General features: G+C 61.1%; 10 protein-coding genes. 3 read left to right on the top strand and 7 right to left on the bottom strand.

Annotated features, from left to right (window positions below; all coding sequences use genetic code 11):
• Positions 1 to 81 precede the first annotated feature (81 nt).
• From H559_RS0102445 to mfd, 3 genes are all read right to left on the bottom strand, one after another.
• Positions 82 to 1,053, bottom strand: coding sequence for a gluconeogenesis factor YvcK family protein (locus tag H559_RS0102445; protein WP_028451386.1), 972 nt, complete (start codon positions 1,051 to 1,053; stop codon positions 82 to 84).
• Positions 1,054 to 1,260: 207 nt separating this feature from the next.
• Positions 1,261 to 2,505, bottom strand: coding sequence for a serine/threonine transporter SstT (sstT, locus tag H559_RS0102440; protein ID WP_028451385.1), 1,245 nt, complete (start codon positions 2,503 to 2,505; stop codon positions 1,261 to 1,263).
• Between the two features lie 307 nt (positions 2,506 to 2,812).
• Entirely contained in the window at positions 2,813 to 6,226 is a 3,414-nt protein-coding gene (gene mfd, locus H559_RS0102435) for a transcription-repair coupling factor (RefSeq protein ID WP_028451384.1), read from the bottom strand.
• A 143-nt stretch (positions 6,227 to 6,369) separates the two neighbouring features.
• Between mfd and H559_RS18455 the strand changes: the two genes are divergently transcribed.
• The 3 genes from H559_RS18455 (at position 6,370) to H559_RS18450 (ending at position 12,426) form a co-directional block, all read left to right on the top strand.
• Positions 6,370 to 9,234, top strand: a complete 2,865-nt coding sequence (locus H559_RS18455; RefSeq protein WP_051278826.1) for a putative bifunctional diguanylate cyclase/phosphodiesterase — start codon at positions 6,370 to 6,372, stop codon at positions 9,232 to 9,234.
• Positions 9,235 to 9,257: 23 nt separating this feature from the next.
• On the top strand, positions 9,258 to 10,004 hold the full coding sequence (gene rlmB / locus H559_RS0102425; RefSeq protein WP_028451383.1) for a 23S rRNA (guanosine(2251)-2'-O)-methyltransferase RlmB: 747 nt from the start codon (positions 9,258 to 9,260) through the stop codon (positions 10,002 to 10,004).
• Positions 10,005 to 10,248: 244 nt separating this feature from the next.
• On the top strand, positions 10,249 to 12,426 hold the full coding sequence (locus H559_RS18450; RefSeq protein ID WP_081412826.1) for a patatin-like phospholipase family protein: 2,178 nt from the start codon (positions 10,249 to 10,251) through the stop codon (positions 12,424 to 12,426).
• Positions 12,427 to 12,650: 224 nt separating this feature from the next.
• On the opposite strand, the gene H559_RS0102415 is transcribed toward H559_RS18450, so the two are convergent.
• The 4 genes from H559_RS0102415 to cobU form a co-directional block, all read right to left on the bottom strand.
• Positions 12,651 to 14,531 (bottom strand): MFS transporter, encoded by a 1,881-nt coding sequence (locus H559_RS0102415; RefSeq protein ID WP_028451382.1) that lies wholly within the window; start codon positions 14,529 to 14,531, stop codon positions 12,651 to 12,653.
• 134 nt (positions 14,532 to 14,665) lie between these two features.
• Complete coding sequence (locus H559_RS0102410; RefSeq protein WP_028451381.1) at positions 14,666 to 15,760, bottom strand: anhydro-N-acetylmuramic acid kinase; 1,095 nt, start codon at positions 15,758 to 15,760, stop codon at positions 14,666 to 14,668.
• 139 nt (positions 15,761 to 15,899) lie between these two features.
• On the bottom strand, positions 15,900 to 17,225 hold the full coding sequence (locus H559_RS18445) for a M23 family metallopeptidase (RefSeq protein ID WP_034639328.1): 1,326 nt from the start codon (positions 17,223 to 17,225) through the stop codon (positions 15,900 to 15,902).
• 124 nt (positions 17,226 to 17,349) lie between these two features.
• On the bottom strand, positions 17,350 to 17,913 hold the full coding sequence (gene cobU / locus H559_RS0102400) for a bifunctional adenosylcobinamide kinase/adenosylcobinamide-phosphate guanylyltransferase (RefSeq protein WP_028451380.1): 564 nt from the start codon (positions 17,911 to 17,913) through the stop codon (positions 17,350 to 17,352).
• Between the last annotated feature and the right edge of the window lie 44 nt (positions 17,914 to 17,957).

Here is a 17,957-nt window from a genome sequence, read left to right as displayed (position 1 = left end):
GTCTTGCCGGGCGAGTGAATTGATACAATAAAAGGTATTGCCATACGGCCATTCATTTTATTTGGCCGTGGCCATATACCCCTAGTTCTGATGCCGCAGTGCAATGCTGTAGAGGCTGGCGGCGGTCTTGATCGAATCATGCCGCACGCCTTCTTCGCGCAGATCAGCGATGCGCGAGCGGATCACGTCGATGCCCATGGCCTCCAGCGCGCCGTAATCATTGACGACCGGGTCGGCGTCTTCTGCGTGGTAGCGGTCGAGGTAATCCTGCGGGATGGATTCGTCGTTGACGATGATCTTGTCGATGCGGCTGATGCCGTGGTCGAGGATGGCCTGCAGGTGCTGGCTGGCGCTCATGCCGTCGGTTTCGCCGTGCTCGGTCATGATGTTGCAGATGTAGACCTTGTCGGCGCTGGTGTTGGCATTGATGGCGGCGGCGATTTCCTTCAGCAGCAGGTTGGGCATCACGCTGGTATAGAGGCTGCCGGGGCCGAAGACGATGACGTCGGCATCGAAAATGGCGTCAATCGCCTGCGGTTCGGCCAGAAAGGGCTGGTCGTAGAATACGCGGTGGATTTTCGAGCCGTGGCTGGCCAGTTCGGATTCATGGCTGACAAGGCGGCCGTCTTCGAGTTCGGCATGCAGCACGGTGGCATGCGGGCAGACGGGCAGCACGCGCCCCTTGATCTGCAGCACGCGCCCCATGTGCTCGACGGCTTTGACAAAATCGCCGCCAGTGAGCGAGAAGAGGGCGGTGAGCAGCAGATTGCCCATCGAGTGTCCGTCAAGCGCATGGTCGCCCTGGACAGACTGGAAGCGGAATTCAAGCAGGTCGCGGTAGATGCCTTCGGCCTCGGACAGCGCGATCAGCACGTTGCGGATGTCGCCGGGTGGCGGCACCTGCCAGTCACGCTGCAAGCGGCCCGAGGAGCCGCCGTCGTCAGCGACGGTCACGATCGCGGTGATTTCGACCGGAAAATGCTTCAGCCCGCGCAGCAGTGCGGCCAGACCTGTTCCGCCGCCGATGGCGACAACTTTGGGATAGGCGGACATCATCTCGACTGGGTAACTCCACGTGGCGGCAAGGCAGCCTGAACGCATTGTAAGTCGTGCCGGCAGGCTGCAGAAAAATCTGGCGGGCCGCTGACATGGTTTTGCAACAGTCTGGCAGGAAAACGCAGCAGGCAAAACCGCTTTGGTCGCTGGAAAAGCAAAAAGGCATCCGGAGATGCCTTTTTGCGGGTGAGTTGCGACTGCCGCTCAGGCGTTTTCGCGGGCCAGTTCTGCGTCGTCGTCGTCCACCGATTCGTCAACGCTGTCTGCCGCGATGCAGGCAGCGGCGGTGAACAGCACATCGGTCGAGCTGTTGAGCGCGGTTTCGGCCGAATCCTGCACCACGCCAATGATGAAGCCGACCGCCACGACCTGCATGGCCAGATCGCTGCTCATGCCGAACAGGTTGCACGCCAGCGGGATCAGGAGCAGCGAACCGCCGGCCACGCCCGAAGCGCCGCAGGCGCCGATGGTGGAAACCACGCTCAGCAGCAGGGCGGTGGCGATGTCGACCTTGATGCCCAGTGTGTGAACGGCGGCGAGGCTCAGCACCGAAATGGTGATGGCTGCACCGGCCATATTGATGGTGGCGCCCAGCGGAATCGATACCGAGTAGGTGTCTTCATGCAGGCCCAGCTTCTTGCACAGGTTCATGTTCACCGGAATATTGGCCGCCGAGCTGCGAGTGAAGAAGGCGGTGATGCCGCTTTCGCGCAGGCAGGTGAAGACCAGCGGATAGGGATTGCGGCGGATGGTGAGGAACACGATCAGCGGGTTGACGACCAGCGCCACGAACAGCATGGCACCGACGAGCACCAGCAGCAGGTGCGAATAGCCCAGCAGCGATGCAAAGCCGGTGGTGGCCACCGATTCGGCCACGAGGCCCAGTACGCCGATCGGTGCGAAGCGGATGACGATCTGCACGATTTTCGATACGCCGCCCGATACATCACTCATCAGCTGCTTGGTGCTCTCGCCCGCATGCTGCAGCGTGATGCCAAGGCCCACTGCCCACGCCAGAATGCCGATGTAGTTGCCATCAGCAATCGCCTTGACCGGATTGCTGAAAATCTGGAACAGCAGCGTTTTCAGTACTTCACCGATGCCGCCGGGCGGGTTGGTGCTGCCGGCCGGGGCAACCAAGGTCAGGTTGGACGGGAAAAGGAAGCTGGCCAGTACGGCGACAAGAGCTGCAGCAAAGGTGCCGAGCAGATAGAGCACGATCACGCCGCGCATATTGGTCTGGCTGCCGTGCTTCCTGGTGGCGATCGAGGAAGTGACCAGCAGAAACACCAGAATCGGCGCCACGGCCTTCAGGCTGCTGACGAAAACGCTGCCGAGCAGAGCCGCAGCCTTGCCGGCCTCCGGCGAAATCAGCGCAAGAACGATACCGGCGATCATGCCGCAGAGAATCTGCAGCACGATATTGCCGTTCATGAGTTTTTTGAACACGGCTTTCCCCCTGGAATTGACTGGAACTGTCCTTATCCGCCCGCCTTCATGCGGGTTGGTCGCAGTTTGCAGGATCAATCAGAACATGTTGCCGGGATATGAAACATTGGGACAAGCCGCAATGCGCACCATCTCCTTGTTCCAGCGCAGAAATTTACGCCTGGGAAGGGGCGTGCACGGCCTAGGTGATGCGCTCCGCCGGCATGATGGGCGGTTTTATATACGGCTGCATGTATATACCTGTAGCCATTTGAATGAAATGGCTACAGGCGCATACCTTGTTGTGTGGCGAGGCTGGCGCGGCGGCTTATTTCTGCTGCAGCTCGTTCAGCAGCTCTTTCACCCGCACCGTGCGCAGGGCGCTTTCCGGCCAGTTGCCTTCGATGCGCAGGCGGTCGGGCGGCACCATCTTGTAGTGCTTCTTCGCCTGGACGAGCTGGATGATGCGGAAGGGCTCGATCACCGTGTTCTGCGCAAAGGTCAGCACAATGGCCGTATCGGCCGCATCGATTTTCTGAATGCCCAGCGGCTTGGCGAGCATTCTGAGCTTGTGGCAATCGAGCAGCACCCGCGCGGCGTCGGGAAGCAGACCGAAGCGGTCGATCAGCTCCTGCGTCAGCTCGTCAAGCTCGTCTGCGGTTTCGCAGTTGGCGAGGCGCTTGTAGAGGCTCAGGCGTTCGTGCACGTCCGGGCAGTAGTCGTCGGGCAAGAGCGCCGGGGCGTGCAGATTGATCTCGGTGGTGACGCCCAGCGGCTGCGACAGATCGGGTTCCTTGCCAGCCTTCAGCGCCTTCACGGCTTCTTTCAGCATCTGCGAGTAGAGCGCAAAGCCGATTTCCTGCATTTCGCCCGATTGCGAATCGCCCAGCACCTCGCCGGCTCCGCGAATTTCCAGATCATGCATGGCCAGATAGAAGCCGGAGCCCAGGTCTTCCATCTGCTGGATGGCTTCCAGGCGCTTTTTCGCGTCGCCCGAGAGGCCTTCCACATCCGGCACCAGCAGGTAGGCGTAGGCCTGGTGGTGACTGCGGCCCACGCGCCCGCGCATCTGGTGCAGTTGCGCGAGGCCGAACTTGTCGGCGCGGTTCATCACGATGGTGTTGGCGTTCGGGATGTCGATGCCGGTTTCGATGATGGTCGTGCACAGCAGCATATTGAAGCGCTGCGCGGAAAAATCGCGCATCACGTGTTCGAGATCGCGCTCGCGCATCTGGCCGTGTGCCACGCCGATGCGTGCTTCGGGTAGCAGCGCGGCGAGCTTTTCGCGCATATTGTCGATGGTGTCGACTTCGTTGTGCAGGAAGAACACTTGACCGCCGCGTTTCAGTTCGCGCAGGCAGGCCTCGCGGATGATGCCGTCGGAAAATTTGGCGACAAAGGTTTTGACCGAGAGGCGCTTCGACGGTGCGGTGGCGATGACCGAGAAATCGCGGATGCCTTCCAGGCTCATCGCCAGCGTGCGCGGAATCGGTGTGGCGGTGAGCGTGAGAACATCGACATTGGCACGCAGCGCTTTCAGCTGCTCCTTCTGGCGCACGCCGAAACGGTGTTCCTCGTCGATGATGACGAGGCCGAGATTCTTGAACACCACATCGGGCTGCACCAGCTTGTGCGTGCCGATGACGATGTCGACCGTGCCTTCTGCCAGCCCCTTGATCGCGGCGGCCGTTTCCTTGCCCGAGCGGAAGCGGCTCAGCTCAGCAATCCTGATCGGCCAGTCGGAGAAACGGTCGGTGAAGGTCTGGAAATGCTGTTCGGCCAGCAGGGTGGTGGGCACCAGCACCGCGACCTGCTTGCCGCCGGCGACGGCGGCAAAGGCAGCACGCAGTGCGACTTCGGTCTTGCCGAAGCCGACGTCGCCGCAGACGAGGCGGTCCATCGGCTGGCCGACGCGCATGTCGATGAGTACTGCCTCGATGGCGGCAGCCTGGTCAGCGGTTTCCTCGAAACCGAAACCGGCGGCAAAGGCTTCGTAATCGCGGTGGCTCCACTCGAAGGCATGGCCTTCGCGCGCGGCACGGCGGGCATACAGATTCAGCAGCTCGGCCGCCGTGTCGCGTACCTGCTCGGCCGCGCGGCGCTTGGCCTTGTCCCACGAGCCGCTGCCGAGCTTGTGCATTGGCGCGGCGTCAGTGGCTCCACCAGAATAGCGGCTGATGACGTGCAGCTGGCTGACCGGCACATAGAGCTTGTCGCCACCGGAGTATTCCAGCAGCAGCAGTTCGGTCGCACCGTCACCCAGATCCATGCTCACCAGCCCCTGATAGCGGCCGATGCCGTGTGCCTCGTGCACGACCGCATCGCCGACCTTCAGCTCGGTGAGGTCGCGCAGCATCGCATCGGTATTGCTGCGTTTCTGCTGCCGTCGGCTGCGGCCGGTGGCCACGCTGGCGTAGAGGTTGGCTTCCGCGATGATGGCCAGGCGGTCCTCATTGCGGATGAAGCCGTAGACCAGCGGACTGGCCGTCAGCAGCACCGGATCGCGCAGGGTCTGCGCCTGCTGCCAGGTTTCAGTGAGTACGGCCTTGATGCCGTATTCTGCCAGATACTGCGCCATCGTTTCGCGCCGGCCCAGGCTCTCGGCGCAGATCAGCACGCGGCCGGCATGGCTGGCGATGAAGTCCTGCAACTTGGCGAGCGGGTTTTCCGCGCGACGGTCGACATCCAGCGCCGGCAGGCTCTGGTAGGCCGGCGTGCTGTCGGCGTCCGAAATGCTGCCGATTTCGATGCGCGGCCAGTCTTTTGCGCGGGCGAAGAGCAGATCAGGCATCAGGAACAGTTCGCGCGGCTTGAGTACCGGACGGTCGGGGTCGGCGACGGAAAGCTTGTGGCGTTCTTCCACGTCCAGCCAGAACTGTGCGGCTGCATCATGGATGGCACCGTGCAGAACCAGCAGCGCGCTTGCCGGCAGGTAGTCGAACAGCGTGGCTGTCGAATCGAAAAAGAGCGGCAGGTAGTACTCGATACCGGCTGGAACGAGGCCGTTGCTCACATCCTTGTAAAGCCGGCTCTTGCTCGGGTCGCCCTCGAACACTTCCCGGAAGCGCTGGCGGAATTTGCTGCGACCGGCATCATCGGTGGGAAATTCGCGCGCGGGCAGCAGGCGGATTTCCGGTACCGGATACAGGCTGCGCTGCGTATCGACATCGAAGGTGCGGATCGACTCGATCTCGTCGTCAAACAGGTCGATGCGGAAGGGCAGCGTCGAGCCCATCGGGAATAGGTCGATCAGCCCGCCGCGAATGGAAAACTCGCCCTGGCCGTACACCTGCGTGACGTGGCTGTAGCCGGAGAAAATCAGATCAGCGCGCAGCTTTTCCGGATCGAGCTTCTGCCCTTTCTGGATGAAGAAACTATACCCTGTTATGTATTCGACCGGAGCCATTACACCCATTGCGGTCTGGACTGATACCAGCAGAATGTCGTTCTGCTGGTTGCGCAGCTGCCACAGGGCGGCGAGGCGGTCGGACACCAGCTCCTGATGCGGGCTGAAATGATCGTAGGGAAGGGTTTCCCAGTCGGGGAGCAGTGCAATCGATTTTTCCGGCAGCAGCCAGCTCAGCTCGTCTTTCAGCCGGTGCGCATCCTGTGCCTGGGCACAGAATACGATCAGCGGGCGTACTCGAGGGGCAAGTTGCGCCAGTTCGAGCGCATCGGCCGAGCCGGGCGGCTGCACCATGCGCAGGCGTTCACCGGGTTTGGGCAGGGCAAAGGTCGTCATGGCAGCAGACTGGGGAAGTGATGCAGAAAGGCCGCAAGTATAGCAGCAGCCTTATGCCATCCTTCTGGAAGATTTGATTTTTGGCCCCCGTTGGCGAATGATTGCCGAGTCCGTACGCGCGGGCGTGGGGGAGCAAAATAATTATGAACGCACCGGTAAATGACCGGGTGCGCTGCGTGACAGCATTCGGCCTGCTTGTGCTGGCGATGGCCGTGCTGCACTGGCTTGGCACTTTCTATGGGGAATTCGGCAGCTATGGCGTGCTGCTGGCCTGTAGCCTTCCTGCCCTTGCTTCGGGCAGGGCGCGCTGCATCGCCATGGTCGGCGCAGCTTTTCTCGTGTTTTTTCTTCTGCGTCTGTCGCTGCTGCAGTCACTCGGCCTGTCCACCCTGTTTGTCCTTTGCGGTCTCTGGATTGCCAGTGCCCTGCCGCGGCGCAGCCTGGTTTTTCATCTGGCGGATGCCCGCCAGCTCCTGTTGAGGGGCGCGCTGGCCGGCTGCATGCTGGTGGCTCTGGGCGATGTCGTGCTCATCCGTTTCGCCAGCCAGCCGCTGCCCGAGCTGATCTTCAGCGCGCTTGCCGATTCACTGACGGGCAGCCTGGTCCTCCTGCTTCTGCTACCCCTGTTGCATTCCTGGGCCGGCAACCGCTGGCGCTGGTCGAGTGCCGGCGAATTGCTGCTGATCGGCTTGCTGACTGCCCTGGTTTGTGTGCTGGTCAGTCGCAACGGGCAGGACACCCAGGCACTGCTTCTGCTGCTGTTTCCATTGATGATCTGGGCAACCCAGCATCGCCGCTATCCGGGTTTTCTGGTGGTTGCTTTTGCCGCAACGTCGGTCATGCTGGCCAGCAGGGGTATGGTGCCGCAGCAGGCTGACTATCTCTCATGGCTGGGGGATCTGGTTTTTCTGAATGCGCTCGCCGCGACCGGCTTGCTGCTGGCTGCCTCCGGCAGCGACGAGCGCGAGATGGCGCGCAAACTGGCCGCCGAACAGCAGAAACTCTCGCGCCTGCTTGACCACGTGCCGACCTACATTTTCATCGAGGATCAGCAGGGCAGGCTGACCTATGCGAATCGAGCCTTTGCCGCGCTGACCGGTCATCTGGCTGAAGACCTGCTTGGCAAGCCAGCCAGAACGGTGTGCAGCCTGCTCAGTCAGGGCGAGCCGCCGGGTATCTCGCCGCAGCCTTTCGAGTGGCGGATTCGCGGTGCAACGGGCGAGCATGTCCTGCTCGGTAGCTGCTTTCCGCTGCTCGACGGTAATGGCGAGCCTTGCGGACAGGGCTTTGCCGCCACCGATATCAGCGAACAATTGCTGGCCGATGAGCAGGCGCACCTGACTGCCAAGGTCTTCGAAAATGCCTCGGAAGGCATTCTGATTACCGATGGCAGCGGCATCATTATTGCGGTGAATGCCGCATTCAGCCATATCACCGGTTACACGGCCGCAGAGGCCATCGGCCGGCGCTCGCGCATGTTCGCGCCGCAGTCGAGACGCACCAGCGAACTGCAGGCCATTCTGCAGCAGGGCGGACACTGGCAGGGAGAAATGCTCGATCGGCACCGCAATGGTCACAGCTATCCGGCCTGGCTGTCGATCAGTGCGATATGCGGCAACGATGGTCGCGTGACCCACTGCGTGGGTGTCTTCAGCGATATCACCGCCCGCAAGGAAAGCGAAGAACGGCTGCAGTATCTGGCCAGTCATGATCCGCTGACCGCGCTGTTCAACCGCGCCGGCCTGCAGGAGCAGCTCAATGCGCGCATCAGGGCCAGCGAGCGGACCCAGCGGCCACTGGCCTTGCTCTTCATCGACCTTGACCGTTTCAAGGGGGTGAACGACAGCTACGGCCACGCGCTGGGCGATGCCCTGTTGCAGCAGGTGGCCCTGCGCCTGCAGACCAGCCTCAAGGAACAGGATCTGGTGGCCCGCCTGGGCGGTGACGAATTTACCGTCGTACTGGAAGACGTACCCAGCCATGCCGCACTGGCCGCGATTGCCGATTGCCTGGTGGGCGAACTGGCGCGCCCCTATCGTGTCGACGGGCACGAACTCTACCTGACCAGCAGCATTGGTGTGAGCCGCTATCCGCAGGATGCCGATGACGCGCAAAGCCTGCTCCGTACGGCTGATATCGCCATGTACCGGGCCAAGGAGCTGGGCAAGAACAATTACCAGTTTTACGCCAGCGAACTCAATTCGCGTGTGAGCGAGCGCATGAAACTGGAAAGCGAAATGCGCCGTGCCATGCGCGAGCGCCAGTTCCAGCTGCATTACCAGCCGCAGTACAATCTGGCGAATCGCCAGCTGATCGGTGTGGAAGCACTCTTGCGCTGGGATTCGCCGACGCGCGGGCAGGTCAGCCCGTCGGTGTTCATCCCGGCGGCGGAAGAGTCCGGGCTGATTGTCCAGCTGGGCGAGTGGATTCTGCGTACGGCCTGTTTGCAGATGCGGCAATGGATCGATCAGGGGGTCGATGTGCCGGTGGTTGCCGTGAACCTGTCTGCCCGCCAGTTCGTCATGCACAAGCTGGTTGCGATGGTGCAGCAGGCGCTGCAGGATGCCTGTATACCAGCATCAAGGCTGGAGCTGGAGATTACCGAGAGCATGATCATGGCGAACCCCGACGAGGCCGTCGCTATTCTGCGCGAATTGCGGGCGATGGGCGTAAAAGTATCGATCGACGATTTCGGCACGGGCTACTCGTCGCTGTCGAATCTGAGGAATTTTCCGCTCGATGCGCTTAAAATTGACCGCTCTTTCATTCTCAATCTGCCCGATGACGACGATAATGCGGCCATTACCGCAGCAATTGTCGCGATGGCGCGCAAATTGCGGCTGACTGTCGTGGCCGAAGGGGTCGAGTCTGCCGAGCAGGCCGCCTATCTGTGCAATCTGGGGTGCCATGTGGCACAGGGTTTCCTCTATAGTCCGGCCATTGCGGCGCCCATGTTGCCGAAATACCTGCAGGATGCGGCCGCGTCTGAGCTAGCCGTCGCCTGCTGAACCCGAAACTGGAATCAAATCAAATGCAAAAGAAAGTCATCCACGGTTTTCATGCCGTGCTCGCCCGCCTGCGCCGCATGCCTGACAGCGTGCAGGAAATCTATTTTTCCAGCGAGCGCCAGGATGCCCGGATGAAGGATGTGCTGCAACTGGCCGAGCGTGAAGGCAAGAAGGTGCATGGCATGCCGGCTGATCGTCTCGATGGCATGACCGGGCATGCCCGCCATCAGGGGGTCGCTGCACTGATTGATGCAGGCCGCAGTTATGTTGCGCTGGAAGATGTGCTGGACGATATCACCGAGCCGCCACTTCTGCTGGTACTCGATGGCGTGACCGATCCGCACAATCTGGGAGCCTGCCTGCGGGTGGCCGACGCGATGGGGGCGCACGCCGTGATTGCCCCCAAGGACAAGTCGGTAGGCTTGACTGCCACGGTGTCCAAGGTGGCCTGCGGTGCGGCAGAAGTGCTGCCCTACATCATGGTGACCAATCTGGCGCGTACCCTGCGTGACCTGAAGGATCGTGGCGTGTGGATTGCCGGCACAGCCGCGGAAGGCTCGACCGACCTGTTCCATTTCGGGCAGACTGGTGCGCTCGCCTGGGTGCTGGGTGCCGAAGGTGACGGCATGCGCCGTCTTACACGCGATCTGTGCGATGTGCTGGTGTCGATCCCGATGTTCGGCTCGGTTGAAAGCCTGAATGTGTCGGTGGCCAGCGGTATCGTGCTCGCGGAAAGTCGTCGGCAAAGGCAGATGGCCGTGCAGGCCTGATTTCCGGCATTGCTCAGCTAGTCGACAAGCCCGGCGTTTGCCGGGCTTTGTTTTGCCGGTGTGCATGGCACTGGCGTGGTGTGGCGCGGATGTCGCGGCTTGCGGTAACGGCAATGCCGCTAAATGGGGGCCCGGTTGAACTCGGGTAGAATGGGTTTTCTTGATTGGTGTAAAACCCGTTCGGCAGTCTTTCGCGCAGGAGCGCACAGATGACGGACAGGTTCAAAGTGTTTCGGGGCAGTGTATGACAGCAAAGCGTTTGTCCGGCGTATTACTCCTGTTGGCAGCAATGGTCTGCAATGGCGTGCTGGCGGCTCAGCCAGACCGTCCCCGCATCGGTCTGGTACTTGGTGGCGGCGGTGCGCGCGGCTTGTCGCACATTGGTGTGCTCAAGATCATGGAAGAGGCGCGTGTACCGGTCGACTGCATCGTAGGTACCAGCATGGGCGCGCTGGTTTCGGGCAGTTTTGCCGTAGGCAGAACCCCGGCCGATCTGGAAAGCCGCATCGTCAAGGCGCCGTGGGATCAGCTGCTCAAAGGTGGTGCTGATCGCGGTAGCAGCAGCTATCAGTCCAAGCGCCAATCGGATCTCAACCTGGCGCTTGAACTCGGCTTCAATGATCTTGAGGTTCAGTTGCCGGAAAGTGCCATTTCCACGCAGCGCATCGAATTTTTCCTGCGCGAGATGACTTATGCGGCAACCGTCAGCAGCTTCGACGAACTGGCAACGCCCTACCGAGCCGTTGCCACAGACCTTGTGACCGGCGACATGATCGTTCTGAAGGACGGCGACTTGGTCACGGCGATGCTGGGCAGCATGGCTGTGCCGGGTGTATTTCCTCCGGTTGATAATCGCGGGCACCTGCTTGCCGATGGCGGCCTGGTGCGCAATGTACCGGTCGACATCGCCCGCGAACTGTGTGCCGATGTGGTCATTGCGGTCAATGTAGGTACCCCGCCGCTCAAACGCTCGCAGCTGAAGAATGTGCTGAATATTGCCGACCAGTACACTCGGCTGATGATGAACCAGAATGTGCTGCCGCAGCTGGCCAGCCTGACGTCCAAAGACGTGCTGATCGAACCCGAGCTGGGCGAGCTGACCTCGTCAGATTTCGACAAGTCCGTCGAATTCATCAAGCTGGGGGAGGAAGCTGCTCGCAAGGCCTTGCCCAGTCTGCAGCGCTACAGCCTGTCGCCGCAGCAATACGCGGCCTGGCTGGACAGCCGCGCACAGCGCCTGCCCAAGGCGCAAACACTCGAGTCGGTGGAGATCGGCACGCAGAAATGGGTCAATCCCGAGGTCGTGCAGAATATGGTCGAAGTCTCCGCAGGTGAGGTGCTGGATCAGAATGCACTGGATGAAAGCCTGCACAAGCTGCAGGGCACTGGCGATTTTTCCCAGGTCAATTACCAGCTCTTGCAGGGCAAGCATGGGCAGCGCCTGGTCGTGCATCCGGTGGAGAAAGTCTGGGGGCCGAATTACCTGGGCCTGGGCCTGAATTACGGCACGGATTTCGATGGCTGGTCATCGTTTGATCTCACCGCGCAATACCGGCGCACCTGGATGAACAGCCTCGGTGGCGAATGGCGTGTACTGGGCCAATTCGGCAGCAATTTCAATGCGTATACCGAGGTATTCCAGCCGCTGTTTGTTGATCGCTCCCTATTTGTTGCCCCATACATGGGGTACAGCAAGGAAGGTGAAGACCTCTGGATCGGGAACAACAATATTGCTTCCTACGACAACCAGACCACGCAATTCGGTGTTGACGTGGGTACCATCCTCAGCACATATGGTGCGGAATTCCGTATTGGCCCGGTGTATCACGATTACAAATCAAAAGTCACGATCGGTATTCCTGCCATTGCCGATCACAGCAGCAAGGACTATGGCGTGCAGCTGCAGGTTTATTACGATCAGCTTGATGATGTGTCTTTCCCGAGAAGTGGCGCGATGGTGCATCTGCTCGGTTATCAGGCGCTGGGGGGGACGGACGGTTATGATGATTACAACCGCCTGCGCTTCACCGGCCGCTGGGCATTTGATACAGGCAAGCTGGCCGGCAATCTGAAGGTAGCCGGGCAACTGGGGCAGGGCGACCAGCCTGTTCCGGAATTGGCGTATCTGGGCGGTTTCATGAATCTTTCCAGTTACCATCACAACCAGCTCTTTGCCGAGCAGATGGCCTATGCCGGGCTGAATCTGTATTACCCGATCGACATCGGCTATCTGGGCCTGATGCTGGAGGGCGGGATTGCGCAGGGGTGGCCGGGCAGCAGCCGTTTCTATTCGGACGACGTACATTATTCCGGCATGCTGTACTGGGGGATGAAGAGCATACTGGGTCCGTTCTACCTGGGCATGTCGTATGGCGACAACAAGTCGGGCAAGTTCTATCTGATCCTGGGTCAGCCGAACTGATGTGGCTGCCCTGAATGCAAAGCCCGCCGGCGGAACCGCGGCGGGCTTTGCTGTTGCCGGCCAGAGTGTCGCGTGCACCGATCCTGGCTGAGGCATGGTTTTTATTTGTAGGTATGTGCTTGCAGCCTTTCTGATTGTTTGGCTTTGGTGTAATACGGTGCCGTGTATGTATCTGGGCTGACACTGGCGGCAGCACGTCGGCCTGACGTCTTCCTGCCACCAGTTCAGGCCTGTGCCAGCAGCGTGGCAATCCTTTTTTCCAGTGTGAGGCGATCAGCCGAAGTGGCGAGCAGTGCTTCGCCAGCGCGGAGCGCAATTCTGGCGCGGAAGCGGCGCGGCCATTTCAGCATGGCGCTGCCGTCCTTGCGGCTGAAGAAACTGCCCCACAGCCCCTGCAGGGCCAGCGGCACCACTGGCACGGGAGTGTCGCGCAGGATGCGGTCCGTGCCGGGCTGAAAGCGCGCGAGCTTGCCGCTGCGCGTGATGTGACCTTCGGGAAACAGGCAGACCAGCTCACCGGCACGCAAGGCTGCGGCAATCTGCTGGAAGGCGTCTTCCTTGATGCCGGCATCCTCGCGTTCCGGCGCGATCGGAATGGCGCCGGCCAGGCGGAAAATGAAGTGCAGCACGGGCAGGCGATAGATGCGGTGATCCATCACGAAACGCACCGGGCGGCGCACCGAGCCGGCGATCACCAGCGCGTCCATATAGCTGACATGGTTGCATACCAGGAGCGCCGCGCCTTGGTCGGGAATGTGATGGAGATCCTGTTCGCGCACGCGGTAGAGCGTATTGACGAGCAGCCAGACCAGAAAGCGCAGGATGAATTCCGGAATCAGCGTGTAGATGTAGATGGCGACCAGCACATTCAGGATGGTCACGGTCAACAGGAGTTCCGGCACCGTCAGCCCGGCGCCGAGCAATACAATGCTCATGCCGGCTGCAACGACCATGAACAGTGAATTGAGGATGTTGTTCGCGGCAATGGCTCTGGATGTGAACTCCTTTTCGGTGCGCGTTTGCACCAGCGCATAGAGCGGCACGATGAACAGGCCGCCAGCCACACCCATCAGCAGCAGATCGAGCATCACGCGCCAGTGGCCAGCAGCAGCGATGAAATTCAGTGGCGTCCAGACTGTCGTGCTGGCGGGCAGGCTGTTCAGTGCGAAGTAGAGGTCGATGCCGAAAAGGCTGAGGCCCAGCGAGCCCAGCGGTACCAGGCCGACTTCCACCTTGCGGCCGGAGAGCTTTTCGCACAGGGCTGAGCCCGCGCCGACGCCTACCGAGAAAATCGTCATCAACAGCGTGTAGACGCCCGGGTCGCCATGCAGTACCGATTTGGCAAGATCCGGCAATTGCGTCAGATAGACGGCGCCGAAGAACCAGAACCACGATATGCCGAGAATGCTGTTGAATACTGCCTTGTTGCGGCAACTGTGGCGGATGATGTGCCAGGTTTCGCTGGCGATGTTCCAGTTGAGGCGCAAATTTGGCGCGGTTGGTGGCGCTGCGGGCATGCTGCGGCTGGCGAGCCAGCCCAGCAGAGCCACGCCGAGGCAGGCGGCAACAATCAGATATTCGCCGTGCTCATGCTGGATCAACAGCGTGCCGGAAATTTGTCCCAGCAGAATGGCGACAAAGGTGCCCATTTCGATCATGCCGTTGCCGCCGAGCAGCTCGTCGTCACGCAGGTATTGCGGCAGGATCGAGTATTTCAGCGGACCGAACAGTGCCGAATGCACGCCCATCAGGAACAGGCAGGCCATCAGGAGGCTGGCGATGTGCCAGACAAAGCCGATGCCGGCCAGCGCCATGATGATGATTTCGAGAATTTTGACCGCGCGCGCCAGCACTGCCTTGTCGTATTTTTCGGCCAGTTGGCCGGCAAAGGTCGAAAACAGGAAAAAAGGCAGGATGAAGATGCCGGCAGCCGCATTGACCAGGGTCTGAGCATCCATGCCGGCGGCAGCCAGACCATGGAAGGTTATCAGCACCAGCAGGGCGTTCTTGAACAGATTGTCGTTGAAAGCGCCAAAGAATTGCGTGATGAACAGCGGCAGGAAACGGCGGGTTCTGAAGAGGTCAAACTGGTTGGGCTGGTGCATGACGTTCCCGGCAATTGGACGATGGGGCTAGTCTAGCCGAATCATTCGGCAGGTGTATGAATCGGCGGGCAGCTATCGGGAAAGCAGCAGAATCTGACCGCCGGCCGTGCAAATGGTGTTCGGGGTGCAGCGGTTCAGGCCCGCCAGATGGCGCCGAGAATGCGCGGTCCGCGCGCGCCGGTGACAGCCGGCAGGCTGGCCGGGCGCTGTTCCAGGCAGTTGCGCGCCAGCCAGGCGAAGGCATAGGCCTCGACCCATTGCGGATCGACGCCCAGTTCGGCGCTTGTCGCGATGCGGCTGTCCGGCAGGCATTTGGCCAGATCGCCCAGCAGGGTTTGATTCAGCGCGCCGCCACCGCAGACATATGCCGTGTCGGCACGCCCCTTGCGTGCCAGTTCGGTAGCAATGCTGCGTGCGGTCAGCATGCTCAGCGTCGCCTGTACATCTTCTGGCGCAGCCGTGCCGATTGCCGGAGTGGCCAGCAGCCAGTCGGGGTTGAAGTAGTCCCTGCCGGTGCTTTTGGGCGGAGCCTGCCGGAAGTAGGGGTCCGCCAGCCAGTGTTCGAGCAGGCCCGTAATGACCTTGCCGCTCGCTGCCCAACGGCCAGATTCATCATGGGTATGCCCTTGTGACCTTTGTATCCAGAAGTCCAGCAGCACATTACCCGGGCCGGTATCCCAGCCGCTGACGCTGCCGTCCGCCCCCAGCCAGCTCAGGTTGGCGAAACCGCCGATGTTGACGACGGCACGATCAAGCCCCGGCATGGCAAACAGCGCCTGGTGAAAGGCGGGAACGAGCGGCGCCCCCTGGCCCCCTGCAGCAATGTCGCGGCTGCGGAAGTCACCGACAACGGTGATGCCAGTCAGCTCGGCCAGCAGGGCATGGTTACCGATCTGCAGGGTGTAACCGAGTTCCGGCCGATGCCGGATGGTCTGGCCATGATTGCCGACTGCAGCAATGGCGCTGGCCGGCAGGGCGCTTTGCCGCAGCAATTCATGCACGACCGTCGCATAGCATTCGCTCAGCGCATTGGCGGCGAGGGCGCTGGCGTGCAGTTCATCGGCAGCGCTGGCCTGCAGGGCCAGCAGGGTTGTGCGCAAGGCTGCCGGCATGGGCAGGGAATGGCTGGCAAGCAGCCGCGGGGTTGTACCGCCCCAGTCGAGCAGTACACCATCGATGCCGTCGAGGCTGGTGCCACTCATCAAACCGATATACAGGTCTTGCGCCATTGCACCGTTCTCCCGCCGGAAGTGCATAAAAGCGCGATTTTAGCAGGCTGGCGGCAAACGGGCCGTGTGTTGCCTTCTGCCGTGCGGCAGCAGAAGCACGCCGCACGGCAGAATTGCGCAGGGTGAAGGGATTATTGAATCATTCGAATCGTGCGGGATGATTCAGGGCGAGGGCAGTCTGGCTGGCGGTCTGCAACTGTGTCAGCAGTGCGGGCAGCTGTTGCCGGAAAGCCTGCAGATTCTGCCCGCCGAGCGCTGGAAGGCTTGGCAGTCGGGTATTGTCCGGGTTCAGTGCAATGCCGTTGCGGCGGATTTCATAATGCAGATGAGGGCCGGTGGAGCGGCCCGTGCTGCCGACATAGCCGATCACATCGCCCTGCTGCACGGCTTGTCCGGTTTTCAGTCCGGCGGCGAAGCCCTGCATGTGGCCATAGAGCGTGCTCATGCCGTTGGCGTGTTCCACTTCGACAAAATTGCCGTAACCGGCCTCGGTGCCGATACGGCTTACCTTGCCGGCTGCGGCACTGTAGATATTGCTGCCAGCGGGTGCGGCAAAATCCGTTCCCTTGTGCTGGAGCCACACCCCCAGAACCGGATGCAGGCGCATGGCGAAGCTTGAGCTGATTGCGGCGTGGTCGACAGGGACACTCAGAAAGGCGGGCAGGGCCGCGCGGCCATCGCTGAAATAGTATGAGCCAGTCTCGCCCTGGTGGTGCAGGAACACCTCGATCAGGCGGCCATTGCCCGGCAGGCGCGCAGCCAGCAGACGTGGCGGACGCAGTGTTTCGCCATCCACGCTAGCGGTTTCGATGACGAGGCTGAAGGCTTGGCCCGCCGGTATTCCCCGTTCCCCGCCATACTGTTGCTTGATTTCATCAAGCTGACGCAACGTTTCCGGATTCAGGGCTGTCGCTGCGAAACTGGTCAGAAAATCTTCTTTAATCAAGCCGTTGATCAAGCGCTGGCTGATGAATGGCGTGGGCGTTTGCGATTCGGCGTTCCAGTCATTTCCCGTTCTTTGCACAAGAATCCGCTTGCCTGAGCTGTGCAGGTAGCTGATGGATTGAACTTTGCCGCTCTCGTCGATGCGTGCTTTCAGCAGACGCCCGGCCTGGAGTTCCAGCAGTTCGCGCGCAGTGGCATCGCTGCGAACGAAGCGCAGTAGTGATGGCTCGTTGGCGTTCAGCCGGTGTAGTGCACTGCCCAGCGTGTCGCCGCGCCGCAGCAGGGTGTCCTGCCAGAACGGGCCGGAGGCTACCGTACTGCCGAGATCGGGCGTGGGCAGCTCGCTGCGTTTCACGTTGCGTTCGGGCGGGACAACTGGTGCCAGTTCAGCAACGCCGTATGCACTCAGGGTGAAGACGGAGGAAAGGAGCAGGCTGCCCAGCAGCCAGGGGCGCAATGCGCGGGGCGAAGGCAGGTGGCGGGCAAGGTCTGTGGAATTCGGAAGAAACTGAAACGGCATCGGGCTGTCTGTGCTTGGTGTCGTGATTCGGACAGCGCGCAGCCTAGCAAAGTTGCATCGAAAAGCGAATTTCCCTTATCCAACATTGGCTTATATTTTCTTACACAAGCTCTGTGCCCGTGACTCAGATCCAGCAGGGCTGACCGGCCCGCTTGATTGGCAAGGGCAGCCCGGCCTGAATCAGTGTGACATCCGGAACGCAAGCGGCGATACGCTGGTGCAGGCGGCCGGCTGCATCGCGAAATTGCCGTGCCACTGCATTGTCCGGAACAATACCGCTCCCCACCTCATTGCTGACGAGCAGGATGCGCTGCCCCGTTGCGCCGGCCAGATGAGCCAGTAGTGCATTTTCCTGTTCGTCATGGCTGGTTCCCGTCGCGTCGAACAGGCAATGGCTCAGCCAGAGCGTCAGGCAGTCAACGACGATCAGTGTTTCCGGGGCATGACCTGCGTCGCGCAGGGCGCGGGCCAGCCACAGTGGCTCTTCGATGGTGCGCCAGTGAGCGGGGCGTTCGTGGCGGTGGCGTTCGATGCGCTCGCGCATTTCGCTGTCACAGGCCTGTGCGGTGGCAATCCAGCATACATCGCCGTGCCAGGCCAGTGCCGAGCTCAGTGCATGGCTGCTTTTCCCGCTGCGCGCGCCGCCAAGGATCAATTCTGCTGCAACAGGGCGGGGGAAGAAGTTCATTGATTGGTGCCGGAAGTCAGGGTCATCGGTGCGGCAGTATAAAA

This window comes from Chitinilyticum aquatile DSM 21506, assembly GCF_000430805.1.
Lineage (GTDB): Bacteria > Pseudomonadota > Gammaproteobacteria > Burkholderiales > Chitinibacteraceae > Chitinilyticum > Chitinilyticum aquatile.
The sequence above is the reverse complement of the archived record's forward strand: the minus strand, read 5'-3'. Positions and strand labels throughout refer to the sequence as shown.